24 protein-coding genes are annotated in these 25,849 nt (G+C 40.8%); 14 read left to right on the top strand and 10 right to left on the bottom strand.

The genetic code is table 11. The annotated features are described in order from the left end of the window. Positions 1 to 13: 13 nt before the first annotated feature. A complete protein-coding gene (locus tag MKZ02_RS00245; RefSeq protein ID WP_340851279.1) occupies positions 14 to 190 on the top strand; it encodes a hypothetical protein in 177 nt (58 codons plus the stop codon). 53 nt (positions 191 to 243) lie between these two features. On the opposite strand, the gene MKZ02_RS00240 is transcribed toward MKZ02_RS00245, so the two are convergent. Next, complete coding sequence (locus tag MKZ02_RS00240) at positions 244 to 942, bottom strand: hypothetical protein (protein WP_340851278.1); 699 nt, start codon at positions 940 to 942, stop codon at positions 244 to 246. A 191-nt stretch (positions 943 to 1,133) separates the two neighbouring features. On the opposite strand from MKZ02_RS00240, the gene MKZ02_RS00235 reads away from it, so the two are divergent. The 3 genes from MKZ02_RS00235 (at position 1,134) to MKZ02_RS00225 (ending at position 3,223) form a co-directional block, all read left to right on the top strand. Beyond that, complete coding sequence (locus MKZ02_RS00235; protein ID WP_340851277.1) at positions 1,134 to 1,922, top strand: PhzF family phenazine biosynthesis protein; 789 nt, start codon at positions 1,134 to 1,136, stop codon at positions 1,920 to 1,922. A gap of 214 nt (positions 1,923 to 2,136) precedes the next feature. Then, positions 2,137 to 2,685 (top strand): flavodoxin family protein, encoded by a 549-nt coding sequence (locus tag MKZ02_RS00230; protein WP_120036133.1) that lies wholly within the window; start codon positions 2,137 to 2,139, stop codon positions 2,683 to 2,685. Positions 2,686 to 2,800: 115 nt separating this feature from the next. Next, positions 2,801 to 3,223, top strand: a complete 423-nt coding sequence (locus MKZ02_RS00225) for a YugN family protein (protein ID WP_120036134.1) — start codon at positions 2,801 to 2,803, stop codon at positions 3,221 to 3,223. Positions 3,224 to 3,309: 86 nt separating this feature from the next. Here the strand turns inward: MKZ02_RS00225 and MKZ02_RS00220 are convergent, their stop codons facing one another. After that, the gene (locus tag MKZ02_RS00220) at positions 3,310 to 3,897 is read right to left on the bottom strand and encodes a hypothetical protein (protein ID WP_120036135.1); all 588 of its coding nucleotides are present in this window, start codon (positions 3,895 to 3,897) and stop codon (positions 3,310 to 3,312) included. Between the two features lie 193 nt (positions 3,898 to 4,090). Further along, positions 4,091 to 4,375 (bottom strand): NUDIX domain-containing protein, encoded by a 285-nt coding sequence (locus MKZ02_RS00215; protein WP_259455685.1) that lies wholly within the window; start codon positions 4,373 to 4,375, stop codon positions 4,091 to 4,093. A 634-nt stretch (positions 4,376 to 5,009) separates the two neighbouring features. Here MKZ02_RS00215 and MKZ02_RS00210 point away from each other — a divergent pair. The 3 genes from MKZ02_RS00210 (at position 5,010) to MKZ02_RS00200 (ending at position 8,834) form a co-directional block, all read left to right on the top strand. Further along, the gene (locus MKZ02_RS00210; protein ID WP_120036136.1) at positions 5,010 to 5,489 is read left to right on the top strand and encodes a hypothetical protein; all 480 of its coding nucleotides are present in this window, start codon (positions 5,010 to 5,012) and stop codon (positions 5,487 to 5,489) included. Between the two features lie 304 nt (positions 5,490 to 5,793). Then, positions 5,794 to 7,449 (top strand): amidohydrolase, encoded by a 1,656-nt coding sequence (locus MKZ02_RS00205; RefSeq protein ID WP_340851271.1) that lies wholly within the window; start codon positions 5,794 to 5,796, stop codon positions 7,447 to 7,449. 119 nt (positions 7,450 to 7,568) lie between these two features. Then, on the top strand, positions 7,569 to 8,834 hold the full coding sequence (locus MKZ02_RS00200) for an MFS transporter (RefSeq protein WP_340851270.1): 1,266 nt from the start codon (positions 7,569 to 7,571) through the stop codon (positions 8,832 to 8,834). 67 nt (positions 8,835 to 8,901) lie between these two features. Here the strand turns inward: MKZ02_RS00200 and MKZ02_RS00195 are convergent, their stop codons facing one another. The 3 genes from MKZ02_RS00195 to MKZ02_RS00185 all read right to left on the bottom strand — a co-directional run bounded on the left by MKZ02_RS00195 (position 8,902) and on the right by MKZ02_RS00185 (position 11,950). Continuing rightward, positions 8,902 to 9,783, bottom strand: a complete 882-nt coding sequence (locus MKZ02_RS00195) for a DMT family transporter (RefSeq protein ID WP_120036139.1) — start codon at positions 9,781 to 9,783, stop codon at positions 8,902 to 8,904. Between the two features lie 77 nt (positions 9,784 to 9,860). Beyond that, a complete protein-coding gene (locus MKZ02_RS00190) occupies positions 9,861 to 11,048 on the bottom strand; it encodes a PucR family transcriptional regulator (RefSeq protein WP_340851268.1) in 1,188 nt (395 codons plus the stop codon). A gap of 122 nt (positions 11,049 to 11,170) precedes the next feature. Continuing rightward, a complete protein-coding gene (locus MKZ02_RS00185; protein WP_340851267.1) occupies positions 11,171 to 11,950 on the bottom strand; it encodes a sulfite exporter TauE/SafE family protein in 780 nt (259 codons plus the stop codon). A gap of 68 nt (positions 11,951 to 12,018) precedes the next feature. On the opposite strand from MKZ02_RS00185, the gene MKZ02_RS00180 reads away from it, so the two are divergent. Further along, positions 12,019 to 12,180 carry a hypothetical protein gene (locus MKZ02_RS00180; protein ID WP_340851266.1) on the top strand — a complete coding sequence of 54 codons (162 nt, stop codon included), beginning with the start codon at positions 12,019 to 12,021 and terminating at the stop codon, positions 12,178 to 12,180. A 7-nt stretch (positions 12,181 to 12,187) separates the two neighbouring features. Here MKZ02_RS00180 and ccsB read toward each other — a convergent pair whose 3' ends face one another. Then, positions 12,188 to 13,381: a c-type cytochrome biogenesis protein CcsB gene (ccsB, locus tag MKZ02_RS00175; RefSeq protein ID WP_340851264.1), complete on the bottom strand. Its 1,194-nt coding sequence runs from the start codon at positions 13,379 to 13,381 to the stop codon at positions 12,188 to 12,190. Positions 13,382 to 13,754: 373 nt separating this feature from the next. Here ccsB and MKZ02_RS00170 point away from each other — a divergent pair, with 373 nt between their 5' ends. The 3 genes from MKZ02_RS00170 to MKZ02_RS00160 all read left to right on the top strand — a co-directional run bounded on the left by MKZ02_RS00170 (position 13,755) and on the right by MKZ02_RS00160 (position 16,999). Continuing rightward, positions 13,755 to 15,056, top strand: a complete 1,302-nt coding sequence (locus tag MKZ02_RS00170) for an MFS transporter (RefSeq protein ID WP_340851263.1) — start codon at positions 13,755 to 13,757, stop codon at positions 15,054 to 15,056. Between the two features lie 101 nt (positions 15,057 to 15,157). Next, positions 15,158 to 15,739 (top strand): TetR/AcrR family transcriptional regulator, encoded by a 582-nt coding sequence (locus MKZ02_RS00165; RefSeq protein ID WP_120036144.1) that lies wholly within the window; start codon positions 15,158 to 15,160, stop codon positions 15,737 to 15,739. Positions 15,740 to 15,790: 51 nt separating this feature from the next. Continuing rightward, positions 15,791 to 16,999: a YhgE/Pip domain-containing protein gene (locus MKZ02_RS00160; protein WP_120036145.1), complete on the top strand. Its 1,209-nt coding sequence runs from the start codon at positions 15,791 to 15,793 to the stop codon at positions 16,997 to 16,999. Positions 17,000 to 17,066: 67 nt separating this feature from the next. Here MKZ02_RS00160 and MKZ02_RS00155 read toward each other — a convergent pair whose 3' ends face one another. The 3 genes from MKZ02_RS00155 to selD form a co-directional block, all read right to left on the bottom strand. Next, positions 17,067 to 18,425 (bottom strand): APC family permease, encoded by a 1,359-nt coding sequence (locus tag MKZ02_RS00155; protein WP_340851262.1) that lies wholly within the window; start codon positions 18,423 to 18,425, stop codon positions 17,067 to 17,069. Between the two features lie 459 nt (positions 18,426 to 18,884). After that, complete coding sequence (mnmH, locus tag MKZ02_RS00150) at positions 18,885 to 19,931, bottom strand: tRNA 2-selenouridine(34) synthase MnmH (RefSeq protein ID WP_340851261.1); 1,047 nt, start codon at positions 19,929 to 19,931, stop codon at positions 18,885 to 18,887. Positions 19,932 to 19,949: 18 nt separating this feature from the next. Next, complete coding sequence (selD, locus tag MKZ02_RS00145; RefSeq protein WP_120036148.1) at positions 19,950 to 21,008, bottom strand: selenide, water dikinase SelD; 1,059 nt, start codon at positions 21,006 to 21,008, stop codon at positions 19,950 to 19,952. 680 nt (positions 21,009 to 21,688) lie between these two features. Between selD and nhaC the strand changes: the two genes are divergently transcribed. The 3 genes from nhaC (at position 21,689) to MKZ02_RS00130 (ending at position 25,616) form a co-directional block, all read left to right on the top strand. Then, positions 21,689 to 23,137 (top strand): Na+/H+ antiporter NhaC, encoded by a 1,449-nt coding sequence (nhaC, locus tag MKZ02_RS00140; protein WP_340851259.1) that lies wholly within the window; start codon positions 21,689 to 21,691, stop codon positions 23,135 to 23,137. A 90-nt stretch (positions 23,138 to 23,227) separates the two neighbouring features. Then, positions 23,228 to 24,304 carry a C45 family autoproteolytic acyltransferase/hydolase gene (locus MKZ02_RS00135; RefSeq protein ID WP_120036149.1) on the top strand — a complete coding sequence of 359 codons (1,077 nt, stop codon included), beginning with the start codon at positions 23,228 to 23,230 and terminating at the stop codon, positions 24,302 to 24,304. Between the two features lie 34 nt (positions 24,305 to 24,338). Further along, the gene (locus tag MKZ02_RS00130) at positions 24,339 to 25,616 is read left to right on the top strand and encodes an NAD(P)/FAD-dependent oxidoreductase (protein ID WP_120036150.1); all 1,278 of its coding nucleotides are present in this window, start codon (positions 24,339 to 24,341) and stop codon (positions 25,614 to 25,616) included. Positions 25,617 to 25,849: the final 233 nt, after the last annotated feature.

Below are 25,849 nucleotides of genomic sequence, written 5' to 3'. Positions count from 1 at the left end.
AAGAAGTGAGTATATGATGAAGACTGCAAAGGCAGATTTTGTTGATGGATTTATACCAAAACATACTTATGGTTTAGTGGATGACACTTCCGTTGAAGGCGGGCATGTTTATTATTGTAAAGTTGATGGCCAGCGGCACCGTGTGAGAGGCGTCGATCAGCCAAATGCAGGTAATAAAGGTATCAGTTAGCAAGAAGGCCTCCAGGAGCTGATTAAACAGTGGAAGGCCTTTTTGCGCTTTTATTACTTAAAGATAAATCGTCTTTCTCCATGATCATTTTGCAATTCAAATAGTGCCGGATTGCTGACGAAGCGACTAAGAAGTATATAGGCTGCCTCATCTGTTATGTCATCAGGGATTGTAATTCCGCTAAATGAGACCGAAGAAATAGAGGTGTGAAAATCGTACTTGAATTCATCATCCCCTGCATACACAAGTGCCAGCTTTCCTTTCCAGTCAATTTGGTAAGTTTGATGTTCAGTCTTTGTAAATTTGATTTCATGAAAGGCGGACGCATCGTGACCGAGCAAATAAACATCAAATGCAGTCAGGTCTAGATTGAGCTCTTCTTGTTGCTTCTCGGATAAAAAATCAATTTTAAATTCCATTCCGTCTAATGCGGCCAGATCAAATGGTGCCTGATCGCTTCCTACACGAAAACCTTTATTATCCCAAGCTTCGGATGACAAAGTACAGCTGTGATAGTTATTCCATACAATCTTAGCTTGCCAATCGTCTGCTTCTTCGTGATCCTCTTCTTCTAAATCGTCCTCCGAATCATCCTCATCATAATCCGCTGTTTCTAAATGAAAATCAAAATACAATCCTGCTTTTCCTTCTAAGGCCTCTTCTTCTTCATATTTGAAATGAGCCTGCCATTCAAATCGGGCTATTCGATGCCCATTTGGCCAAGGGTTATCTACAAAATAAATCCGATCCATCGTTATACACTCCTTATTTTGCATTTTCACTGTTTCAGGAAGCTTCCCTTCTTTCTAATTACAGTGGAGATTCCAATAATGTAAATGTATTCAAATTTCATTGTATAATAGAAAGATCAGTAGAAACATCCTGATTTATTACTCGCTTTCTGTGAAGACTTTGAGAATTAATATATTTAGGGGGACTGTATATGAAAAATCAGTTCTATTTGATCAATGCTTTTACTAAAGAAGCGTTTAAAGGAAATCCTGCAGCCATCGTTTTCTTGAGAGAAGAGCGAGCGGAACAATGGATGAAATTATTTGCGAGAGAGTTAAATCAGCCGATCACCACTTTTATTACAAAAGGGGACAGTGATACCTATCAACTTAGATGGTTCACACCGGCTAAAGAAATTGATTTGTGCGGGCACGGGACATTAGGAGCCGCGCACATTCTGTGGAGCGAGGGCTTTTCTTCTCCGGACGAGGTTATTACGTTTGACACAAAGTCGGGTCTCCTGCAAACAGAGCGATTAGAGCAACAAATTAGTTTAAGATTTCCTATAAAAGAATCCGCTTATGTAGAGGCAACCGCTCAATTGCAGCGGGCTATTAATTTTCCTATAAAAGAAGCTGCCTGGGCAGAAGATCGTTATATTTTAGAGCTGGAAAGTCAAGACATGGTTCACAACACCATACCTAATATAGAAGCGGTGAAAGAGTTAGAAGGATCAGGCCTCATCATTACTAGCCGAGGAGCAGATACATACGATTTTGTATCAAGGTATTTTGCCCCCAAGATAGGAATCGATGAAGATTATGTGACTGGCTCTGCCCATTGTGCCTTGGCATCCTATTGGCGCAGCCGCCTAAACCAAGAGAAATTTATTGCCTATCAAGACTCAAAGCGCGGGGGCGGAATAAAGCTGACAATCCAAGGAGACACAGTGGAATTGAGTGGAGACTGCATTACGATGATTAAAGGACAGTTATCGTAAGAGAAAACTGGCAAACTCATTTAACTGATGTTCTTTACACATGATGAGTCATATAGTATAGACCTAAATTGGCTGTGTTCGTTTATGATGCATACGAACACAACCAATTTCAGTGTAAGGTTTCCAGATGTCATCTTAAAGATTTCTCATGAGAAATACTACGTAGTTGATAGACGTTAAAGAAGAGAAGGCAATACAGAAAGGAATGAAATCAATGAATATTACAACATTTATAGGCAGTTCTAGAAAAGAAAGCAATAGTGAACGTCTTGCAGATTTAGTAACGAAAGATATCAAACATCAAAAAATTTATTTAAAGGATTTATTTATTCAACCGATTCACGATTTGCGTCACGCGGAGGGCGGCTTTCAATCAGTAGAAGATGATTATGACATCATCATCAACGCTTTCTTAGAAAGTGACATCGTTATCTTTTCTACGCCTATCTACTGGTACACTATGTCGGGGATCATGAAAAATATGGTTGATCGGCTCAGTCAGGCCATCCGGGATGAACGGTTTCCGCAGTTCACTGAACATTTACAATCTGTAGAAGCCATCGTTCTAGCTGTCGGCGGTGATGAACCAAAAATTAAAGGACTGCCTCTTATCCAGCAATTCCAATATACGTTTGATTTCTTAAATATGCATTTTTCTACCTATATTTTAGGAGAAGGCAACCGGCCGGGTGATATCTTACAAGATCAGCAAGCGCTAATACAAGCAGAACTATTAAATAAACGATTAAAGGAGTTAAGCTAGGGAAAGCGAAACCTTCTACGCTTCATAGGAGCAATTATCTCTCCTCTATTCATGCAGTTTTGAAACATTTCTATGCGGGTAAATGGAAATCAATAACAGCAGAGGAGAGATCAAAATGATTAAACTTGAAACGGAATTGGAAGGAAAGAGGGCATTATACGGAGAAGTATGTAGCTTATTCGAACATCATGGGCTCGTCATTGGCGGGAACTGGGAATTTGATCATGGAATGTTTGATACGACCTTGTATAGTGATGGGGGAGAATCGATTTACTTGCGCCTGCCATTCGATGTAGAGTCGGGCATGCTGGATGAAGATGATGCCTTGCTCGTCTTCAAAACACCTTTTGTCATTAAGCATATCGCCAATATTGGCTTAGATGATGATGAAAGCCCGGCGCTTGCATCCACCGGGTTGGATCAATTCCAAAGTCCGGATGACAAGGATGCGCCAATACATCGGAAAACGAATTGGGCCCTAGAAGGAGAGCAAAAGATTGCTCAAATAATCGATGAAATTCAATTTAGCCAAATTTAATAGGAGAAGCATCTTTAACTGTTCATAGCAGTTTGCTTGAGCTGGATTTTATAGGCCGGCTTTTTGATTTCTCTGAGCTCGCCCAATTAACCCTGCAGTCCAGGTTGATAGAGAAGCCCCTTTTTTTCTATTTGTTTGGTTAATTCTTCAGCAAAGGGGAGATGGGGATGAATCGTATACCGGACCGGATTTGGGGTTAATCCCATTGTTTCCTGCAAAGGAAGTAATCTCAGCCAGCCCTCAAGCTGTAATGCTCTTGCGATGATAAGATCAAAGTGATCTGCGATGTCAGGAGAGCAGCCGTTTACTTCTATGAAGTGCTGCATCAAGTCATCCCATTGCTCCTGTGTCGAAACTAATTGAGTTCTCATAATGTGTTGAAATGAGTGGCACTTTCTGCAAATAAGTTGGATATCTATGAGATGGCACACCTTATTTGCAAAATCGTATTCTTCTATCTCGTGAAGATGAAGGTGCCTCATTTCCTTCCCGGCCGCAGGGACCCATCCACAAATCGAGCATTTTTTTCCTTGCTGCTCCAATACTGCCGGGCGCAATTTTTTCCTCCAAAGGTGGTCTGTGACCGTCTTTCTGACCGTATTTCCGTGAAACATTGGAGGTTTAGCTGAAGGAAGCAGCTTAAAGTTCGTTAGGTCCCATTCTTCTGTCCTCATAAAATCATCTTCCTTTCTGTAAAAGTCAAACATTCAATCAAGTGGTTGAATGGGAAACATTTAAATAAATCTTCTTACTCTATGACTGTTACCCTGCCATCTTTATATTCGAATAAATAATCGCCTTCTTCGGCTAATAGAACAGGCAAATACTGATTGATCATTTCAGCAATCCCTAAATTGTCAGGGTTCATTATCCAATCGATGTGTTTCCAATCGAGAATGCCTTCTCTTGTTTTTTTATTGGTTCATTTCCTAATGCGGGATCCACTTCAAATAAGTACACGTATAATCCATCTTTTTTTCGATCACTCGTATCCCAGGTAATAATCCCTTTTGAATAATATTGATTTACTTTGAAGCTAGTCTCCTCAAACACCTCGCGAATGGCACCCTCATCCTCTGTTTCACCCGCTTCATATTTACCGCCAACACCGTTCCACACGCCCATGATAGGCGGCTTTTTGCGGTTTAACATTAAGATCCTATCATGACTTTTAAAAAAACAAACATTGTATTTAAACACGTAATCAGTCCTCTGCTTACATTCATTTTTATCGTCTAATTATAGAATACTGTCTAAATTAAATGATCACCAGTATCAAATAGTTTATAGTAATTTTGTGGAGAGGCTGGACGATATTTACAAATTTCAATAATAATAAAGAAAGAACAAGCCCGAAAAAGCTTTATTGCTTTCTTAAATAATGGGCTCTGTTAAAGAGGCATGCTGTTTTTTTCAATTGCCGATTGTAACGGAAAGCGTCCGCTTGCAGTGAAAATCATTGTAAGTATGAAGCTGAATAATGCCAAAGAAGAAGCAAGGAAGCAGAATGATATTTAAAAGCTAATTTTAGCGAGCACTTTAGAATTTACGATACTTTGTACGATAATATGGGCAACTTTAGATTTGAATATGCGGCTAAGGTGAAGGAGGAGGAAGGTGGGACACCAGTCTTACTTTGTGTACTTTAGAGGTCTAGACTGCAATAGCCAAGGAGCCTTTATCCTATTGGCTGCCTGCCATATTCGCTGTTAGCGGGTTCGTTCAGCTCTTATATATATGATTGAACTTAAAAAATCCATTCTTTTGGAGAGAACAGGGGGAAGAAATGAGAGTTTGTATAGAGAGTTTCGAAGGTTCGTATCCTTTTTATGTTGACGAAGTATTATCTGTTTTTGGTGAGGAAGTTAAAGACTTTAATTGGGTTTTTACTGATATTGAAGGCTACATTTTTCATGAAGAGAAGGAGGTTACATTACCAGAGCTTGAAGGGGATCTCGTAGTGTTAACAGGAAGTGAACTCTATTCTATTATTCAAGAATATAACATTCTATTAATATTCGGAGTCATTACCTGTGTTAGCCTTGATTTTAATATAGATGAAGTGAATGAATTTCCTTCTATTAACGATAACAGTTACTATTGGAGCAGAAATTACAAGTCTCCGCTTAAAGAAGCAAGAATTGAATTTGGTTTTTTTGATACGACCGTTGTCATTGTAACTACTGATGAGGCAGATTTAGTTGGAAAACTCAAGAGAAGTTTCCCGGCAATGTGTACTTTTGATGCCTTTTTAGAGAAGAGTTAGAAGGAGTTGGTAAGATATATTTTATTGAAAGCCAATAAAAAATACTATATGCCAATCCATTCTTTTGGCGTTCTCATTTTCTCTGCCATTCATTAAGATTCCCGATAATAGTTATGAGGTAGTCAGATAAATTTACGGTAAAAATTTATTGAATATTCAAAATTTAGACGTTAAAATTTTAATAACTTAAATGTATTGAAAATTCATCAAGCAGGATCAAATAACTAGGAGGGAAAGCTTGTTGGCCGTGTCTGTAGAGTCTGCCGTAAAATATTCAAATCCATATAAGAAATGAGGATGACAAATGAGCAAAGTCGATCTTTTATTTAAAAACGCCAATGTACTAACATTAGACAGCAAAAATCATCGGGCTGGCTCCGTCGCAGTATCAGAAGGCAGGATTGTTGGCATTTGGAAAGAGAAGGAACCTTCAAAAAGTGAATTGGAAATAACAGCCCAAACAGATGTGGTGGATTTAAGAGGAGCCACGCTTATTCCGGGATTTATCGACACCCATAATCATATTTTGGCATACGGACAAATGAAAAACCAGTTGAACTGTGGCACGCCGCCTAACCGGACAATAAACGATATAGTGGAGGTTATTCGAGAGAAAGCCAAAGAAATACCGGCCGGAGAATGGATTCAAGGATATGGCTATGACGACACTCTTCTTCTGGAAAAGCGTCATATTACTAGAAAGGATTTAGATCAAGCGGCTCCTCATCATCCTGTTTACATTACACACACCTCCGGGCACCTGGCTGCAGTCAACTCACTGGCTTTGCAAATAGGTGGTTTAACGGACACGATTTCTGATCCACAAGGCGGACACTATGGACGAGATGAGAAAGGCCGCTTGAATGGAGTGCTGTATGAATCAGCTGCCATGCAGCCAGTTATGAATCAGATGCCTAAACTGACTGTAGATGATATGGTCAATGCATTAGGCGAAGCGGCAAAGGACTACGTAGCACAAGGAATTACAACGAATTCAGATGCAGCCATCTTCGGAAAGGATGATTTTGAAGCTCATTTAAAGGCGGCAGAAAAAGGGGTAAACCCTATGCGCACGCAATTGCTGATTATGCATCACCTTCTTCGTAAAGGAGGCATGTTCGAGGGATATTCGGCTGCTGAACTGGACAGAGAAATTAGGGAGCGCTCTGGCGGCATGGCCAGACTTGATAGTGCGAAATTGTTTCAGGATGGCTCTATTCAGGGGTTGACGGGAGCTTTGCGACAGCCATATTATCAGAATCCTGATGTTACTGGTGGTTTGATTCATCCACAGGAAGCCTTTAATGAAGAGGTGGCCGATCTTCATCAGCGCGGCTTTCGGATTGCGACCCACGGAAATGGGGACCGCGCTATTGGTTCGATAGTAGAGGCATATGAATATGCTTTATCTAAGCATCCTCACGGCGATCATCGGCACCGCATTGAACATGTCCAGACCGCTACATCAGAGGATTTAGCAAAAATGAGGGAGCTTGGGATAGCTGGTTCGTTTTTCATTAACCATGTCTATTATTGGGGAGACCGCCATGAAAAAATCTTTTTAGGACCAGAGCGAGCAAGACGTATCAGTCCGTTAGCGGAAGCTATTAAGTTCAACTTGTTGTTTACGCTTCATTCTGATTGCCCGATTACGCCTATTTCACCGTTATTTTCTGTGTGGGCAGCAGTGAACCGTTTGAAAAAGGACGGCAGTATTCTCGGACCTGAGCAACGCATTGATGTCATCACAGCGTTAAAAGCCATGACTATTTACGGAGCCCAGCTAAACTTTGCTGAAAGCGTTTTAGGAAGTATTGAGATTGGAAAGCAGGCTGATTTTGCTGTGCTGGAGGCAGACCCTACAGCAATCCACCCAGAGGAAATTAAAGACGTTTCCATCCTCGCTACTTATATTGCCGGACAACCAGTTTATGGACATGAAGCGATAAAAACTTCCTAAACCGGCTATTAAAAGGCTGATGGCTCAAAAAATTGATTCTCATGGCAAGATAGGGACTAAGGGCAATTTACAGTATGCTGAAGCTATTTACGGACCAATAAACTTTAGGGGGAATCCATTTGAACGGATCCACATATGGTCTTAATCCAAAAATGATCATATTTTTGCTATTTATGGGTAATTTGATCTCTGGTCTGGATCGCTTTCTTATTAATTATGGAATTGTACACATCTCCAAGGATTTGCAATTGAACGCTTCTTCAACAGGATTGATATTAAGTATTTTCTTCTTGGGATATGCGATTATGCAGCTTCCCGGTGGATGGTTAGCTGATCGATTTGGTGCTAAATTAATACTTTTCCTTTCCATCGTTGGTTTTTCCCTGTTCACTGGCTTGACAGGATTAGCTTGGTCGCTTGCTTCGCTCATTGCCATTCGCTTTATTTTTGGCTTGGCAGAAGGCAGTTTTTTCCCTGCAGGGGCAAAATTAATTTCTTCCACCATTCCTCAAGAGCAAAGATCTCGGGCGATGTCTTTTTATCTTTCCGCACTGACGATTGCAGGTGTTGCCGCGCCTTTATTAGCTACAACGATGCTTCTTCAAATTGGCTGGCGGATGATGTTCGTGGTCATTGGGGTGTGCGGCTCTTTAATCGGCTTGTTGTATTGGTATTACTTAAAGCCGAAAAGAGAGCGTCCGCACCAGGAGAGCTCACCATCAATGGCTGAACAAGCCGAGCCTCCGGTAAAAGGTGTATTTAAAGTGTTGTTGAAAAATCCTATTGTATGGAGCTTAATGATAGCCTCTTTTGCCTACGGTTTTATTAGCTGGGGAACTGCCTCGTGGGTGCCGACTTATTTGGTAAATGAACGAGGGCTTAATTTGCGGGCTTTAGGTATCTTACAAATGATTCCTGCTGTCACGGGATTTGGTTTCTTTCTTCTAGCTGGTTATGTACTGGATAGAGTCAAGTCTGGCAATGAAAAATGGTTTGGAGCTGTTGCTGGAATAGGAATTGCAGTGATGGTGTATTTAATGTTCAATGCCCAGACGATTACAGGGTTAGTGATCTATCAATCGATATTGCCTATGTTCGCGGGGGTGCTATCAGTTGTTATTTTTAGCTTGCCGATCAAGCGCCTGCCAGAGGCGGTGGGTGGATCAGCTGTCGGAATGATTAACCTTGGTATGCAGGTAGCCGGTTTTGTTGCTCCGATATCAATCGGCTTTATGATTGATCTTTTTAACGGTTCCTATGACGGAGTCGTCTGGCTGCTCGTTGCCTTTGGCATTGTTTGTTGTTTAGCTTTCCTTACACTTACTTCGGATAAGGAAAATAGGGTGGAAGAGAATATTGAAACAAAAATTCCAATAAGCAGATAAAAAAAGGAGGAGAGTTGTTGGAAACAACTCTCCTCCTTTTATACTTTATAAGCTACCTCATTTGTCGCTAACGCACGTTCTTTACAACGTGTTTTTTAGGGAAGGCTGGTTTTACCTCAGCAATTAAGATCGCTGTCATAATTAGTACAGCTCCTATTACCATCCGTGCCGTTAATACTTCATGTAAAATTAAAACAGATAACAGCATACCGAAAAATGACTCTGTCGATAGGATAATGGCTGCCTTTGTAGCTGTGGCATACTGATGGGCAATATTTTGAAAAAGATAGGCAATCGCTGTTGAAAAAACCGCTAAATATCCAATTGAGTATAGCGCTTCTTTCTCAATGGTTGTTGGTATGTCGCCTCGAATGAAGACAACAACTATGCTAATCAGCGTAGCTGTGATGAATTGCATCATTGTCAGTGAAATGGCATCCTCTTTTTGAACAAAAAGATTCGTATAAAAAATATCAAAGGCAAAGGCAAAGGCGCACACAAGCGACAATGTATCACCTATATTGATGGTCATGGAACCTTGCAATGATAAAAAACCGATCCCTACAAGAGCCATGATTGAGCCGGCTACCTCATATCGATCAAGCTTGCGCTTGTAAATGAGATAAGCAATAAGCGGTACCACCACAACATTGACGGCTGTTAAAAAGGCATTTTTCGAAGGGGTAGTGTATTGCAAACCGACTGTCTGTAAAGCAAAGGCAATATATAAAATGGTTCCTAAAACGGCTCCTTTCCATAGGACCGATTTAGTGAATTTTTTAAATTTATATCCAAACAGCAGTGCAAGGATGAGTGTAGCTAAAGTAAATCTTCCTGCCATTACTTGATAAGCGTTTAAATATTCGAGTGCCATGGCAGTGACAACAAATCCGCTTCCCCAAATAACTGCTGTAATTAGCAGCATTCCGTCCCCTATATATTGTTTCATCTCTTCTCCTCCTGACTAAAATAAGGATATCATGAGAAGGGATACAATGATTTAAGTGTTTTTCTAAATTTTTGAGTTTATTTTTGGACGGATTCCAATGTTACAGTCTTTTCTTCGATCGTTTGGAGCAGCAAGTATAATGTCACTGCTGAAGATAAATTTTCATAAAAAACGAGATCGTTGCTAACAGGGTCTATTAATTGGCGTATTTTCGCCAGACGGTAACGAATCGTGTTGGGGTGACAGTGATGGACGGAAGCTACTTCTTTTACATTCCCTTTTTTTATCACAAAGGTGATCGCAGTATTTAGTAAGTCCCGGTCTGATTCTTTCTCCAGCAGCGCTCCCAAGTACGTTTTTACATAATTGTCCGCGAATTGCCCATCTTTTCGATAAAGCTCAATCAACAGCCGAACAGACGCCAGCTGCTTATAATGGCAAACAGGACGGCTCTCAATTTCGGCAATAATACGGGCATAGTAAGCTTCTTTGACGGCTAGGTGGAGCCCGGTCTGCGTAAGGTGAGCCTGACTGTAACCAATTGTTAATGCATCTGATGGAATCGCATAGAGCCCCATCCATTCCTTTAGTATGTTTTCAAATTGCAGCTGCTTGTTTCTGTCTGTAAAAATGACGAGCACACTTTGTTTGTATGTAGAAACAATGCCCGATTTTAAAAAAGAATCCAGGCGGGAAAAGGCAGACATCCATTCGTCGCTATCCGTCTGTTTCATATGAATATTCGCCGCAAACGCATAGTCGTCGAATGATTTATTTAGTTGCTGTAGAAAGGTCTGTATTTGATCAGCTGCTACCTCCTCTTCAATGAGGCAGCGCATCATATTTTCTAAAAAGAGCGCATGATCACTTTTCTTTATATGGTTCACCACTTCTAGAATGATGTCCTCAAAAAACTCATCTCCGCCGAAGCGCAAAATGGGGAAGTTTTGTTCATTTGCAAAAGCTAGAACATCATCGGGTAGATCTTTAAAAACGACTGGCTTATAGGCTAAGGCACTTACCTTTAAGTCAATCAGTTTTCTCACCGTGTCAATCAAACATCCGGGATTTTGATTAGCAAATAACAAGCTGCTGAGTACGAGGCTATGGGGGTTGAAGATCGTATCCCTTACTTGCTGAATACCTGCAGCAAATTCAAAGTCTAAAATTTCGACAGTCTGAATGACATTGCGCAATGCATTACGGCCGGCTACCACAGAAAAATCCTTTGCCACTGGCAACTGCAAAAAATCCCTTACCATCATTGCCCATCATCCTTTCAAGTAACGTAGGTAACTTAATTATAAAGCATACAAGCGTGATGAAAAGAGACACAAATTAAGCAGAAAGGCCTTAAGTATGTGTATAGTCCCTCATCCTTTCCATATTAAGAAAGCAGGTGAGCGTGCAGATAATCCCAAATGCTTTTGCCGATTAATATAACCGTCATCCCGATAAATAGTACTTTAACATAGGCAGCACCGCTTCTAATGGCTACTCTTGACCCTGCGAGTGCTCCTATGATCATCGCTATGCCCATAGGTATTCCATAAGCGAAATGAACGGAACCAAATAAAATAAATGTAATGAGTGCAGCCAAGTTACTCCCGAAGTTTAATACTTTTGCATTCCCGGCTGCTTCAACAAAATCAAATCCCAAAATTAAAAAAGCAAAGAGAAGGAATGAACCCGTTCCCGCGCCTAGAAACCCATCATAAAACCCAATAATGAATGCCGCAAAAATAATAAATAGCGTCATTTTAAAGGACAGCTTTGTAAAAGTGGATTCCACTCCCCAATCTTTTTTGAACAGCGTATAGATCGTTACTAGAATTAAGAGTATTAAGATGAGTGGTTTTAAAAATTCTGATGGGATAAGCTGAACTATATAAACACCTATTCCAGATCCTATGATCGACAAAGGAAGTAGCTTCAGAACCAATTGCTTCTTGACCTTTCCTGAACGCAAGAAAGAAATGGTGCTTGTTAAGGCGCCCATCGTGGCGGCCAGTTTGTTCGTTCCTAAGGCGATAGATGGGAGAAGCCCGGTAAATAGTAAAGCAGGAATGGAAATGAGCCCGCCGCCTCCAACTACAGAATCAATAAAAGCAGCAGCAAAGCCCGCTACCATTAAAAAAGTTAACAGACCGAAGTGAATCTCTTCCATACAAATCTCCCTCCAATATGCGTATATTTTAACAGAAAGTGGGTTGAGGTGAGAGAGGGGATATCGACTTGTTTTCTGACATGCTAAAGCCTGATCTGCCTTTCGAGATGCGCTTCTTTCACTTTCCTTCATCGAAAGAAGCGATCATGGAATTGATTAATGAATGGTTTATCCAAAAGGTTGTGCCGATAAAAAATAACCCCGTCCAATTCATTACTTGGCCGGGGTGAGCTGTCATTATGCGTAAGAATGCAATCCAGAGATGATTAAATTAACAAATACTTGATTGAAAATAATAATTCCAAAGCCTATGATAGCCATCCAGGCCGTCCTTTCACCTTCCCATCCCTTGCCAATTCTCAGGTGAAGCAAAGCAGCATAAAATAAAAAAGTGATAAGTGCCCATACTTCTTTTGGATCCCAGCCCCAAAACCGGCTCCAGGCCATTTGGGCCCAAATCATGGCGAATATCAAGCCGCCAAGAGCAAATAAAGGAAAGCCAATAACCACTGACCTGTAGGTAACCTCATCCATCAAGTCAATATTTACTCTTTGTGAAAAGGGCTTTAACAAAGAAGTGATTTTGCGTTTAGTTGTTAAGCGGATGAGTGCATAAATTAGGGTCCCAGTGAAAAATGACCAAAGAATTGCGTTTAATTTTTTAGCATCTATAAAAACCGGTATTTCAATGAGACCATTTTTATGATTAAGAACTTTTGTGCTATTTGGTGACTCTATAACAACCGATCCTTTAGGAACAGTGATAGCGGGCAACTGGTATTGATAGACCTCCACTTGTTGCTGTTGGTTCTCGAATCGCAAGCTCTTGGTATAATCTGTTACATTAAAGGACGTCGTAATAATGATAAATCCTAAAACGACTGTTAAAAAATACATAATTAATTCTAAAAAAAATGTTTGCTTGCTTTTTCGGTGTGGATCAACAGTTTTCAATAAAAAAATTAATCCTGTAATAAATGATATGGATAAAACGGCACTAGAAAAAGCAACGGTAATGACATGTATCGTTAGCCATTTGCTTTGGAGAGCCGGAATCAGAGGAGAAACTTCTTTTGAAAAAGCATTTGCATAACCAAGGACCAGCAAAGATATGGGAAGAACAAAGAGACCTATTACACTCTGGCGGTATATATAATACATGATTAAGAAACTGCCCACCAACATGATTCCAAAGAAAGTCATAAATTCATAAAGGTTGCTTACAGGAGCGTGTCCGGAAGCATACCATCTACTCGCAAAATATACTAGCTGCAAGAGAAATCCAGTTATTGTTAGTAAAAGCCCGATTTGAGAAAAAATCTTCTTTTTTGATTTTACTGATAATCCCCACGGCACAATAGCAACTAAATAGATGAGAAAAGAAATATATAACGCTGTACTGCTTAAATCAATTAATGAATAGGTAGACATTTCAAACCCCCTAAATTTCATGTGGCTGTAGATACTTTTTTGCCATTTGAATTCGCTTTCTTTTATGTATATAGAATCAGTATAGCTTCTTATCTTCCATTTTTGGTAATATGTGTGTGAAAATTATGTGTCCCAAATAATTGTGATTTCCACTAAAGATTCTGATACTCTAAATATCAAGGATAGCTTAACTACCTGATGCAATCATTAATTAACACATAACTTAAATGAATGAGAAAGGCGAGTCGCAACAATAATTGTTTAATTTTTTCCTGAAATTATTGATGACGGCTCTTTTTAATAGATATCCTGTCAATTGTTCAAGGGGATAAGGCAGACAGAAAAACTTACACAAAGAAAAGAGGGCGAGGGAATGGAGCATAAAACTGAGGGGGCGGTTGCTAGAGTTAATCAGGAGGGGCGATGGGACAGCTATATTGATTCACCCGAGAAGCAGCACCAGCTCTACCGGCGGACGTTAATGATTGTCATTCTTTCACAAATTTTTGGCGGGGCAGGGCTTGCAGCGGGAATCACTGTTGGCGCTCTTCTCGCCCAAAGTATGTTAGGAACAGATAGTTTTGCCGGAGTGCCGACAGCGTTGTTTACTCTTGGCTCTGCTGGTGCCGCTCTGTTTGTAGGCCGGCTTTCTCAGCGATTTGGACGCCGTTTAGGGCTTGGAGCAGGATTCTTAGCGGGCGGCATTGGTGCCATTGGAGTCGTTATATCGGCGGTAACAAGCAATGTTATCCTGCTTTTTATTTCGTTGTTCGTCTATGGAGCCGGGACTGCCACAAACTTGCAAGCGCGCTATGCCGGTACGGATTTAGCCAGTTCTACACAGCGGGCAACAGCGGTGAGTATGGCAATGGTGTCTACGACACTCGGTGCGGTGGCAGGCCCAAATCTGGTTGGTGTTACAGGGCGATTTGCTACATCTATTGGTGTTCCTGCATTATCTGGACCATTTATTCTGGCGGCGGCAGCCTACATTCTTGCCGGTTTGGTGCTTCTTTTCTTGCTGCGCCCCGATCCTTTTGTTGTGGCAAGAGCTATTGAAGAAAGGCGCATAATGAATGAACCTGATATTTCGGCTAAAAAGGCCGCTGTACCTGCTGCCAATAGTCGAGGAGTTATTGTGGGGGCAACAGTCATGGTCTTAACGCAAATAGTGATGGTGGCAATTATGACCATGACGCCAGTCCATATGCGTCACCACGGACATGGATTAAATGAGGTGGGGCTTGTGATTGGTATTCATGTTGGTGCCATGTACCTTCCCTCTCTTGTGACCGGTCTTCTTGTTGATAAGGTTGGACGCATGGCTATGGCGATTGCTTCTGGCATTACTCTGCTTGCAGCTGGAGGATTGGCAGCTCTAGCACCTGCTAATTCAATGTTTCTGTTGATTACTGCACTTGCTTTGCTGGGGCTTGGTTGGAATTTTGGGCTGATTAGCGGGACAGCGCTTATTGTTGATGCTACTCACCCGTCTACACGGGCGAAGACACAAGGGACGGTTGATGTGTTAATCGCTTTATCAGGAGCAGCAGGTGGAGGACTTTCAGGAGTGATTGCTGCTCATTCAAGCTATGCCACTCTTTCGATAACCGGCGGTCTTCTTTCTTTCTTGCTTATCCCAGTTGTTATTTGGTCACGGAGAAGCCGCATTTGAAGAAAGAAAGAAGAGACTGGATACGAATATTGACATTTATAAAAAGATAGCTATAATAGGTATTGCAAGTGGATACTTGCATTTTGGAGGAAGTGAATGTCATGGCAACTCAGGAAACTGCAGATAAAATTATTAATGCAACCATTGAGCTTGTGCGAGAAAAGGGCTACAAAGCAACGACGACAAAAGCCATCGCTGAAAAAGCCGGTGTGAATGAAGTGACCATCTTCCGTCACTTTGGCAGCAAGAAGAGTATATTAGAATCTGCTGTCCAAAGGTTTTCTTATGTGCCGCTTTTATCTAAAGCGATCCGCGAAAAAGTCGTCTGGGAGTTGGAAGAGGATCTATATTTACTGTCAAAAGCTTATATGGATTATTTAGTTTCCATTCAAGACTTTGTATTGATAGGGTTTAAGGAAGCGGGGCTTTTTCCGGAAGTAGATGAAGAGATCGCCAATATTCCATTAGAATTAAAGAAAGTTATGATGGATTATTTTCAAGCAATGGAGGAAAAAGGGAAGGTGGACTGTCCAGATATTGAATCAGCGGCTCTACAGTTCATCTATATGAATTTCGGCTTCTTTTTATCAAAGGCAAGGCTTGGCTCAAAAGTATCGTCTTTATCCATCGAAAACTATTTAAAAAACAGTGTACATATTTTTTCTAGGGGGATCACCCCCTAGAAAAAATTTTAAATAATATGCAAGTATGTACTTGCTTACAGGGGGATAAAAATGAATGCACTTAAATATTTTTTTCGGCAACCGGAAACCTTTGTTGGTATTTTAGCAGCAGCAGCTTTTCAGATTATCTTTTTCTGTGTGTGGATGACTGCTTATGATGGAGTAGATGAACGGATTGAAAACTTACAGATCGGGATTGTCAATGAAGACACAAGAGTTGGAAGAACCGTCGAACAAAACTTAGCGAGGGCTCTGCCGTTTAAACTAGAAAAGTATGAATCACTGGCGAAGGCAAGAGTGGATATGAATAAGCGTCATATTGATATGATTATTCAAATACCTAAGACACTTAGTGAAGATATTCAATCTGGAAGCACTGGAAATGTCGTTTATTGGATTAATCAAGCAAATGCAAGTATGGCGAAGTCTATGATGGAAAGCACAGCTAGTCAGGTAACCAGCCAGGTGAATAACAGCTTATTTTTAGTCCAAAAGAGCGAGTTATCTGGAGCTTTTCAACAGCAGATTACTCATATGATGCCTGCTGGAAAGTCAGCTGAAGCTGTTAGCCAGTCGGTTACAGAGCTGCTTAAACAAGTAAAGGATGAGCCTGTCAAAAGCTCTATTGTAAAAACAAATAAAGCAAAAGGATTCGCTGCTACAATGGTACCGATGATGATTGTGCTTTCATCATTTGTAGGCGCGATGGTGCTGACGATGCAGCTGCAAAATGCAGCACAAAAGTTAAAGAGCTCTTTCGGGAAGTGGGAACTTTTTTTCTCAAGGCAGATCATGAACATTGCTGTATCCTTCTTGCTAGTTATTCTAACAGTAGGGTTAATGGTTATTTTTAAGATTGGTGGTGAACATTCACTCATAGCCATCTACCTTTTCCAAGCTTTAGTATTTTGGGCTTTTCTATCTTTTGCCCAAATGTTTGTATTCTTGTTCGGCAACGGGGGAATGGTATTTAATATTTTGGCGTTATCTCTCCAATTAGTCACTTCTGGCGTCATTGTGCCAAAGGCGGTACTGGCCAATGGGTATAGTAGCCTTGGAGGATTTCTTCCGGCGACTTATGCAGCCGATGGCTATTACACGATTGTCTTTGGCGGGGATTCAGGAAATATAAGTGGAAATATGGGACAATTGCTATTAATGATTTTTGTGACAATGATCGTGTCAGCAACAGCAGTGTCTTTCAAGCGTGCCCGTTCCCCGCAGATCGCCCAAGAACAGACAGCTCAAGAAGGGCGATAGAAAGTAAGCAGCCGCAGGAAAGGTGGACTTCTATCCTGCGGCTTTTCTTGTTGTATTCACTTTTATTTTACAGTGAAGCGGATGAGTCCTTCTCTTCTTCCATATTTAGATCGGATAGTTTATTTTTAGAGAACTTTGCCAGAGCTAGCATATAAACGATGCCGATGGCTACCCAAACAAGTCCAGCTACAAGGGCATCGATGTGCAAATGATACCATAAAATCCCTGTTAAGCCAGCTCCGATAAGAGGCATAATTAGGAAAGAAAAAATATCCTTTGCTGTTTTATATCTTTTTTTCCGGAACACAAAGTAAGCAATAACAGACAAATTCACAAATGTGAAGGCGATTAGTGCACCGAAATTGATGACCGCTGAGATTAATTCTAGACTTGGCGCGATGGCGAGCAATGAAACGGCTCCGACTAATATGACATTAAAGGCAGGTGTTCGAAATTTGGGGTGAACGTAGCCGAACAGTCTGCGCGGCAGTACGCCATTCCGGCCCATTACGTATAAAAGGCGGGAAACACTGGCATGAGATGCGAGTCCGGAAGCGACAGTAGCAGCAAAAGCTCCTGATAAGAAAAAGAGCTTAAAGATAGATCCACCGACAAATAATCCGATTTCCGGCAAGGTATCGTCTGTTACTTTAAAGCCAGACAAATCCGGGAAAAGAGCCTGTGCAAAATAACTACAAACAAAAAAGATTCCTCCGCCAATCAGAACTGTCAGCATAATCGCTTTAGGCATGATCTTCTGGTCAACGGCCTCTTCTGTATACATCGTCACCGCATCAAAACCGATAAATGAAAAACAAACGACTGTGGCCCCTGTCAAAATAGCAGTTAAATGTATATTGGAATGAAACAATGGTTCGGTTGTGAAAATAGTTCCTTGCCCCATACCGTTAGATAATTGTTTAAATGCAAGGAATAGAAATGCCGCGATTAAGACTACCTCAAATACAACGAGAATAGAATTGAGACTGGATGTTTTTCCCATGCCCCACATGTTGATAGCAGTGATGATAATTACGTAACCGACAACCCAAATCCATGAAGGAACATCCGGAAAAACAGATTCCATATAAAGACGGATAATTAGTGCATTGATCATGGGAAGCAGCAAATAATCCAATAATGACGACCAGCCGACTAAAAAGCCGAGGTGAGGGTTCATTGTTTCTCTTGTGTACGTATAAGCAGACCCTGCGCTTGGAAATACTTGGACCATTTTTCCGTAACTAATAGCCGTAAATAACATAACTACTAGGGCCGCAATGTAGGCAAGTGGAACCACTCCATTTGTTTCTTTCGATACGATGCCGAACGTATCGAAGACAACCGTTGGAGTCATATAACCGAGCCCGAGACCAACAATCGCCCAAAGTCCAAGTGAACGTTTAAGTGTATGATTTCCTGACATATATCAACTCTCCCTTTTGTTCTCAAGGTGTCATTCAACAACTTGAAACGCTTTCATTTATTGGATACTCAGAACTACAGAGAGGCTTCAAGGTGGGCGTTTCATCATACATTAGTCCCTCCTTTTGATAGCTGCTTTCAAAATTTCTTCGCTTTAAACATTTGCAATTTTCGCGCCAATTAGTGGTATTTATTAGCTCATAGGCTTAATTTGTTTAAATAAACGATAAATCCGTTGAATGGATAGTGAACATGTATATTAGAAAAAGATAATTTTTATGAATTTTTGAATAATTTAACCTTGAGTGCATAAAAGAACTGTGTAAATAATGAGATGATGGGTAAATAGATCTATAAATGAGATTGATAATAGTTCTTCGGTTTTAGGAGGAGGGGTGTCATTTGAACGAAGAAACACAAAAAGCAGCTTTTATAAAAGCTGCTTTTGATAGATAAGGATTTAGTTGCTATGCTGATTTGATACTTTAACCATTTGCAGGATTTTTTGAAAAGCGTCATCTGTAGTTGCAGCTTCAATAGTAATCCTTTGCTTATCAGGGTAATGCTTAGTTGAATATTCATATTTAGGATCATAATAATATTCAAGCAAAAGTTTAATGGCCAAAGCAAAATCATGGCTTTCTAGCGCTTCTTCAATCTGCTTGGCGATAGGTGTGTGAATGCGCTTTTTAATTAGTTGAAAGGCTTCCTCGAAATGATGTGGATATTCCCAGGGCTGATAATCTTCTAAAATATTTCGCACTCTTTCTTCGACAGGCAGATGAAGAAACAGCTGAAGGCTGTTTTCTTTTTTCTCATTCAAAAAAGGAGGCAAATATACTTTTCCAATTCGTTTGCTTTCTCCTTCAATGAAAACAAAGGGTTCATCCTGATAACGCCGGATTTCACTGATAAGAAGGGAGTCGAATTTTTTCTGGTTGCTTGGCTCAAGGCCGATTTGTCCAAAAATTGACCCGCGATGACCGGCCATTTTTTCAAGATCAATGACAGGATAACCATGTTTCGATAACCGTTGCAAGATAGCAGTTTTCCCCGAGCCAGTGTATCCATTTAGCACGAATAGCTTCGGTTTGAATTGCTGGTTTTCTAGTTCCTGGACGACCCATTGACGATAGGTGCGGATACCTCCCATCAAACGGTTAGCACGGATGCCCATTAATTCAAGAACAGTGGCGGCCGTTTTGCTGCGCATTCCTCCGCGCCAGCAAAATACAGTCATAGGCGTTTTAATTTGTTTAAATTCAGCAATAAATGCGGGGAGCTTTTGTGAAAAAATTTGCAGTCCTCTTTCTTTTGCTGCTTCCACCCCTTGCTGTTTATATATGGTTCCAACTTCTGCGCGTTCCTCATCGTTAAAAATAGGAATGTTGATGCTGCCCGGGATGGTGGCTTCATTAAATTCTTTTGGAGAACGAACATCAACCAGTGTATGTGTCTCTTTTTCCTGTGAGGCCAATAAATCAGGCAGCGAGATATCTTGAAACATCTAGTTCACCTTCTATAGTTAATTAAGCGGTTGTACAACAATACGGCCTTTATTTTCTTCCGTTACTTCTCCAATAATTTTCGCCTCTACGCCTCGCTCTTGAAGCTCCTTAGCAAGCTGCTCCGCTTCATGGCCCGCTACTGAAATTAACAGCCCGCCAGACGTTACAGCATCACATAAAATCCAACGATCCACTTGATCAAGCGACTCAGGATAAGTAACGATCTCTTTTACATGTTCGAAGTTATTTTTTGTTCCACCTGGCACAGAACCTGCTTCAGCCAGTTCTTTCACTCTTGGAAGTACAGGAACTTGATCAGAATAAATTCGCAGTCCGACATCGCTTCCTTTTGCCATTTCCGAAGCATGCCCTAAAAGGCCGAAGCCAGTGACATCAGTAGCAGCGTGAACGTCATAGTCTGCCATTACTTCAGCGGCTGTTTTATTAAGAGTAGCCATTACTTTGGTTACGCGTGCGATTTCTTCTTCAGATAATAAATCTTTCTTTAGAGAGGTCGTTAGGATGCCGACGCCGATCGGTTTTGTTAAGATGAGCCGATCTCCTGGCTTTGCTCCAGCATTGGTTCTTACCTTCTCTGGGTGAACGACTCCTGTAACGGCAAGGCCGAATTTAGGCTCCTTGTCATCAATAGAGTGACCGCCTACCAATGTAACACCCGCTTCTTGTAGTTTATCACCCGCTCCGCGCAAAATTTCAGTAAGGATGCCTTTATCTAGTGTAGCGATAGGAAAGGCAACGATATTCAATGCTGTTATGGGTGTTCCTCCCATTGCGTACACGTCGCTGATGGCATTGGCAGCCGCCACTTGTCCGAAGTCATAGGGCCTGTCAACGATCGGTGTGAAAAAATCGACAGTCTGAACGATAGCTGTCGTATCATTTAAGCGATATACTCCTGCATCATCGCTCGTATCAAGTCCAACAAGCAAATTGGGATCAGATACAGCAGGCGGCAGTGTATGCAAAACCTGAGCCAAGTCGGCAGGGCCTATTTTACATCCACAGCCGCCTTTTGAAGACAAAGTAGTTAGTTTTATGGAATCAAATTTATTCATTTTAAATCAGCCTTTCATAAATTGAATATCTTTTATTTTAGCATAGGAAAAGAAAAAGGCCTGTGATGGTGACTTGAGCAGTCAAAGAGTGAATCCAAATACAAACTCATCTTAATGTGAGTATAGACAAAGTCTGGCTAAAACACACTTAGAGTGACGATGAAATTTTAATTGCAGCTTTCCTATCTAACCATGTAGGTAGAAACAAAACCTAAAATATAGCGCTGGGAGTTTGAAAGAGGAGGTTAAGAGGCGCGGATTCTTCATTTATAAAGCATGATACATTCTTTCTTTTGATGTGTAGATAAGGAGTAAAGAAGAATAAGAGTAAAAAGAAATTGCAGCAATCTGCCGGTGAGTATACGTTATAAAGAAATTAGCTAGCGAATGAGCATGATCGCTTCTTGAGTTCTCATTATTAAGAAATGATTATAAAAATTGCGAAATGCAGCTTCTTGCTAGTAACAGCCTATAAAACAACCAAAAGTATCTACTAATAGGTTGGCTGGTTGTTTTCTCTTCTTAAAAATGAGAAATAATCGGCAAAGTTTTTAAAGAGAGGCGCTGTGTTTTTTTGGTATGCAATTTGCATTAATTTTGTAAGCGTTTTATTTTTGAGGAAAAATGCCGATCTGGTAAAACAGCAGATGGAGAAAATAAGGGGAGAGAGGAGTCAAAATATGAAGGAAAAAGCCAGGAGAGAAGTAAAAAAGCCATCTATATGGCTAGCTTTAGTACCAGTTTTATTTATGATTGTTTCTTTATCCATTTCAGTCATTAAATTTGAAGCTGATCCACATATTCCACTGTTTCTTAGTACAATTGTCGCTGCGGTGATTGCTGTAAAATTAGGCCATAGCTGGTCAGATATTGAGAAAAGTATTTTTAAGACCATTATGTTGTCACTTCAGGCCATATTAATTTTAATGATCATCGGCTCGCTCATGGGTACATGGCTGGCGGGGGGCATCGTTCCAACGATGATTTATTATGGATTAGAAATTATTTCTCCCGCCTATTATTTGCTTGCTGCTTGTGTCATTTGTTGTATTGTGAGCATGGCAGCCGGTAATGCATGGTCAGCGGCAGGAACAGTTGGCATTGCATTGATGGGAATCGGACAAGGCTTAGGTATCCCTTTGCCAATGGTAGCGGGTGCCATTGTCTCGGGCGTTTACTTTGGGGATAAAATGTCTCCTTTATCGGAAACGACTAATTTAGCGCCAGCTGTTGTGGGAATTGGTCTGTTTGAACATATACGGAATATGATTTATACGACAGGGCCGGCATTAATCATCGCTCTCATTCTATACGGCATTCTTGGCATCAAATATTTTGGCGAGGGTTCCCGTGTGAATGATGTAGAATTGATTCAAAACATCCTTACAGACCAGTTTGTTATTTCTCCATTTTTGCTTATCCCGCCTCTCCTTATTATCGTCATATTAGTTTTAAAAATCCCTGCCATACCGGGACTGACCATTGGGTCCATTGTTGGCGCTTTATGTGCTTTGTTTGTACAGGGAGCAGGTATGCAGGATGTTATTGCTGCCATGCACACTGGATTTACAGCGGACACGGGAAATACGATTACAGATGAATTGTTGAATCAGGGCGGAATTGAAAATATGATGAGCATGATTGCCTTAGTTTTGATTGCCATGAGCTTTGGGGGAGTGCTTGAAAAAGCGCAAATTCTTGAAACAATTGTGGAAGTATTAGTAAGGAAAGTAAAGAGAACGGGCAGCTTAATTGCCACTACAGTTGTCACATGCTTTTCAGCCAATGCAGTCGGATGTGAACAATACATGTCGATCATCATACCAGGTCGTATGTACTTAGCGGAATACAAAAAAAGAGGACTTCATCCTAAAGTCTTAGCACGAACATTAGAAGATGCAGGAACGATGAGTTCACCATTAATTCCTTGGACGACATGCGGCGTCTTTATGCTCGGTGTTCTCGGAGTTAGCGCTTTTGAGTATGCGCCATATGCTTTTCTTGCCTGGATCAGTCCACTGATCGCTATTGTATACGCCTATCTAAACATTAAGATAGATCGGATTCCGATTAGAGAAGAACTCGCGAAAGAAGAACTTGTAAGAAACATAGACAAAATTACTCCATAATTTATCCGAGTATAGAGCTTTATCTTTTCGTTAATAAACTTTGTTCTAAAGTGAGGAAAATAATCAGAATATTTAATAAATGGTGATGGGATGATAAAAAAATTGCGCTTAAAAGGTTCCTATAAAGAAATAGGAAAAGGGCACGGTTCAGAAGGGAAAAGAGAAGTGCTGAAAAGTTTGGAAACTTATGAAACTCTCTTTTATGATTATAGTCAAATTCGTTGGAATGAAGCGAGGGAGATGGCTTTGAAGCACGCGGAAGCCATTTCTAAGTATGATGATGATTTAATTAAAGAAATGGAAGGAGTCGCTGCTGGAGCTGGCGTTGATTTTGAGGATATTTTGGCATTAAATACACGAAGTGAAATAGCTTTATCCGGTAAATACAGCCAATTTTCTGATGGATGCACAGCAATTGGTGTCATGCCCCCTATGTCTTCGGGTGTCATCATTGGACAGAATTGGGATTGGAAATCAGCACAGTCAGAGAGCCTTCTGTATGTAGAAATTGAGCAGACAGGAAAGCCAAATATAAAAATGATGACAGAGGGAGGGATCATTGGAAAGATCGGTTGCAATTCCGCTGGGCTGGGTGTTTGTTTAAATGCCTTGCTAACAGACAAGAAGTCTAATCGTATACCTATACATTTAGGGCTAAGAAGTGTATTAAATTCTTTTACCTATTCAGAAGCTATTTTGAGAATAGATGAAGGTCTCATGGCATCCGCTGCTAATTTTTTAATCGGTTCAGCAGAAAATCAAAACGGCATAGTTATGAATGTAGAAGTGAGCCCAGCCGGCATTGATATTGAAGAAAGCGTGGATGGCTATGTTGTTCATACGAACCATATTTGTTCCTCATTTATTAAATCTCATATAGCAGATAAAAATGAATACATTGAAACAGACTCACTGGTCAGAATGAACCGGGCAAGACAGTTAATCAGGGGACAGGCGGCTCAAAATAAAAAAGCGGGGGAAGCCAGTTTTAAACAATGGCTTTCAGATCAATATAACTTTCCCGATTCAATCAATCATTTTATCAACGACAAGCTACCTCCTCATAGAAGAATGGAAACTATCTTTTCTATCATTATGAATCTCTCAGAGAAGAAAATGCTTGTTTGCGTTGGAAAACCTTCGCAAGGTCCATACGTGGAAATGTAGCTAGAAGAGCTAGCGGAAGGAGGGCGGAGAAAGTGTGAAGCAAATATCATTATGGGAAGCGACGGAAAGAGAGAGAACACATAGGGGGAATTTACAGGGAGACAGAACGTGTGAGGTAGTGATTATCGGCGGGGGCTTTTCTGGTTTATCAACAGCGTATCATTTACAAAAAAATAACTGCCAAACAGTTATCCTTGAGAAAGAAAAGGTCGGCAGCGGGGCAAGTGGAAGAAATGGGGGCCAGATCTTGACCGGGTATGTGCTGTCTATAAGCCAGCTTACCAAAAAATACGGGCTGTCAGCAGCAAAGCAAATGCTGCAATTAACGTTGGATTCCATTGATCTTATTGAAGAGATTATTCAGGAAAATAACATTAAATGTCACTTTTATCGTGAGGGGCATCTGCATGCAGCTTATAAACCAGCACATTTAGAAACACTGAAGCGTGAACAGGAGAGATTGATGAAGGATTTTAGCTATGAAGTGCAAGTGGTCGAAAAAGCGGAGATGCAGCAGGAGTTGAATACTCCGCTTTATGCTGGGGGATGCATTGATAGAAACAGCGCTATTTTTCATCCGCTTAACTATGCACTGGCGCTGGCGAATCGGGTGGAAGAGCTGGGAGGGACAATTTATGAAAAAACAGAGGCCCTTAAAATTGACAGAATCCCGAATGGAAAAGTAACCGTGACAACAAATGAAGGCAAAATCACAGCGGATCAGATCGTGATCGTTACGAATGCTTACTCAGGAAGCCTCCATGAAGCCATTGGCAGATCTGTTATTCCTATTGAAAGTATTATGATTGCAACGGAGCCGCTGCCACCTGATACATTAAAAGGATTAATCAAGAAAAACCGAGGGGTCTACGACACGAAAAATTTGCTGTATTACTTTAGAAAAACAGCTGATCATCGTCTTGCCTTTGGCGGGTCGGGGAGAACAACGAGCCGGCGTGATGCTGGACGCTTATTCTTCCAACTTCGTGAAGGGATGAACCGGGTATTTCCTGACTTGGAAACCGCCCGTATTGAATATGAATGGAGCGGGAAGGTAGGCTTTACAAGAGAGAAAATCCCGTACATGGGGCAGCTTGAAGATGGGACTCATTTTGCTTTTGGATATGCAGGCCATGGAGCAGCCATGTCAACGCTGATGGGGAAACTACTCGCAGCGAACGTCCTTCAACTGGAAGAAGGGAAAAACCCACTAGAGAAAACAACCTTAACCCCTATTCCTTTTTACCGTCAGCACGCCAAGATCGTTAGTGTCATGAAATATTATTATCAGCTTTTAGATAAATTTTTCTAATTCATTTTCTGAGTAAGCTTTTTAACATAGCTGTCTGAAAGCCAGTAAATAGCTGGTTTTCCGGACAGCTTTTATTGTTAGTGTAAGCTTGATAAATAATTTATCAATTTTGATAATAACTTCTCATAAATGAGAAAAAAGCAAAAGGTAAAGAAAAGCCTACGAATATTCAGAATATTTTTTAAGGTGGGTATTTCTCTTCTCATAAATGAGAAAGACACATCTGTTTGATG

This window comes from Pseudobacillus sp. FSL P4-0506 (genome assembly GCF_038003025.1).
GTDB lineage: Bacteria > Bacillota > Bacilli > Bacillales > Domibacillaceae > Pseudobacillus.
Note: the sequence above shows the minus strand (reverse complement) of the source record. Positions and strands in the feature narration are given on the sequence as shown.

Coding starts and splice junctions, on each gene's coding strand:
- MKZ02_RS00245 (WP_340851279.1), top strand. CDS start 14: ATGATGAAGACTGCAAAGGCAGATTTTGTTGATGGATTTATACCAAAA.
- MKZ02_RS00240 (WP_340851278.1), bottom strand. CDS start 942: ATGGATCGGATTTATTTTGTAGATAACCCTTGGCCAAATGGGCATCGA.
- MKZ02_RS00235 (WP_340851277.1), top strand. CDS start 1,134: ATGAAAAATCAGTTCTATTTGATCAATGCTTTTACTAAAGAAGCGTTT.
- MKZ02_RS00230 (WP_120036133.1), top strand. CDS start 2,137: ATGAATATTACAACATTTATAGGCAGTTCTAGAAAAGAAAGCAATAGT.
- MKZ02_RS00225 (WP_120036134.1), top strand. CDS start 2,801: ATGATTAAACTTGAAACGGAATTGGAAGGAAAGAGGGCATTATACGGA.
- MKZ02_RS00220 (WP_120036135.1), bottom strand. CDS start 3,897: ATGAGGACAGAAGAATGGGACCTAACGAACTTTAAGCTGCTTCCTTCA.
- MKZ02_RS00215 (WP_259455685.1), bottom strand. CDS start 4,375: ATGTTAAACCGCAAAAAGCCGCCTATCATGGGCGTGTGGAACGGTGTT.
- MKZ02_RS00210 (WP_120036136.1), top strand. CDS start 5,010: ATGAGAGTTTGTATAGAGAGTTTCGAAGGTTCGTATCCTTTTTATGTT.
- MKZ02_RS00205 (WP_340851271.1), top strand. CDS start 5,794: ATGAGCAAAGTCGATCTTTTATTTAAAAACGCCAATGTACTAACATTA.
- MKZ02_RS00195 (WP_120036139.1), bottom strand. CDS start 9,783: ATGAAACAATATATAGGGGACGGAATGCTGCTAATTACAGCAGTTATT.
- MKZ02_RS00190 (WP_340851268.1), bottom strand. CDS start 11,048: ATGATGGTAAGGGATTTTTTGCAGTTGCCAGTGGCAAAGGATTTTTCT.
- MKZ02_RS00185 (WP_340851267.1), bottom strand. CDS start 11,950: ATGGAAGAGATTCACTTCGGTCTGTTAACTTTTTTAATGGTAGCGGGC.
- ccsB (WP_340851264.1), bottom strand. CDS start 13,381: ATGTCTACCTATTCATTAATTGATTTAAGCAGTACAGCGTTATATATT.
- MKZ02_RS00170 (WP_340851263.1), top strand. CDS start 13,755: ATGGAGCATAAAACTGAGGGGGCGGTTGCTAGAGTTAATCAGGAGGGG.
- MKZ02_RS00165 (WP_120036144.1), top strand. CDS start 15,158: ATGGCAACTCAGGAAACTGCAGATAAAATTATTAATGCAACCATTGAG.
- MKZ02_RS00160 (WP_120036145.1), top strand. CDS start 15,791: ATGAATGCACTTAAATATTTTTTTCGGCAACCGGAAACCTTTGTTGGT.
- MKZ02_RS00155 (WP_340851262.1), bottom strand. CDS start 18,425: ATGTCAGGAAATCATACACTTAAACGTTCACTTGGACTTTGGGCGATT.
- mnmH (WP_340851261.1), bottom strand. CDS start 19,931: ATGTTTCAAGATATCTCGCTGCCTGATTTATTGGCCTCACAGGAAAAA.
- selD (WP_120036148.1), bottom strand. CDS start 21,008: ATGAATAAATTTGATTCCATAAAACTAACTACTTTGTCTTCAAAAGGC.
- nhaC (WP_340851259.1), top strand. CDS start 21,689: ATGAAGGAAAAAGCCAGGAGAGAAGTAAAAAAGCCATCTATATGGCTA.
- MKZ02_RS00135 (WP_120036149.1), top strand. CDS start 23,228: ATGATAAAAAAATTGCGCTTAAAAGGTTCCTATAAAGAAATAGGAAAA.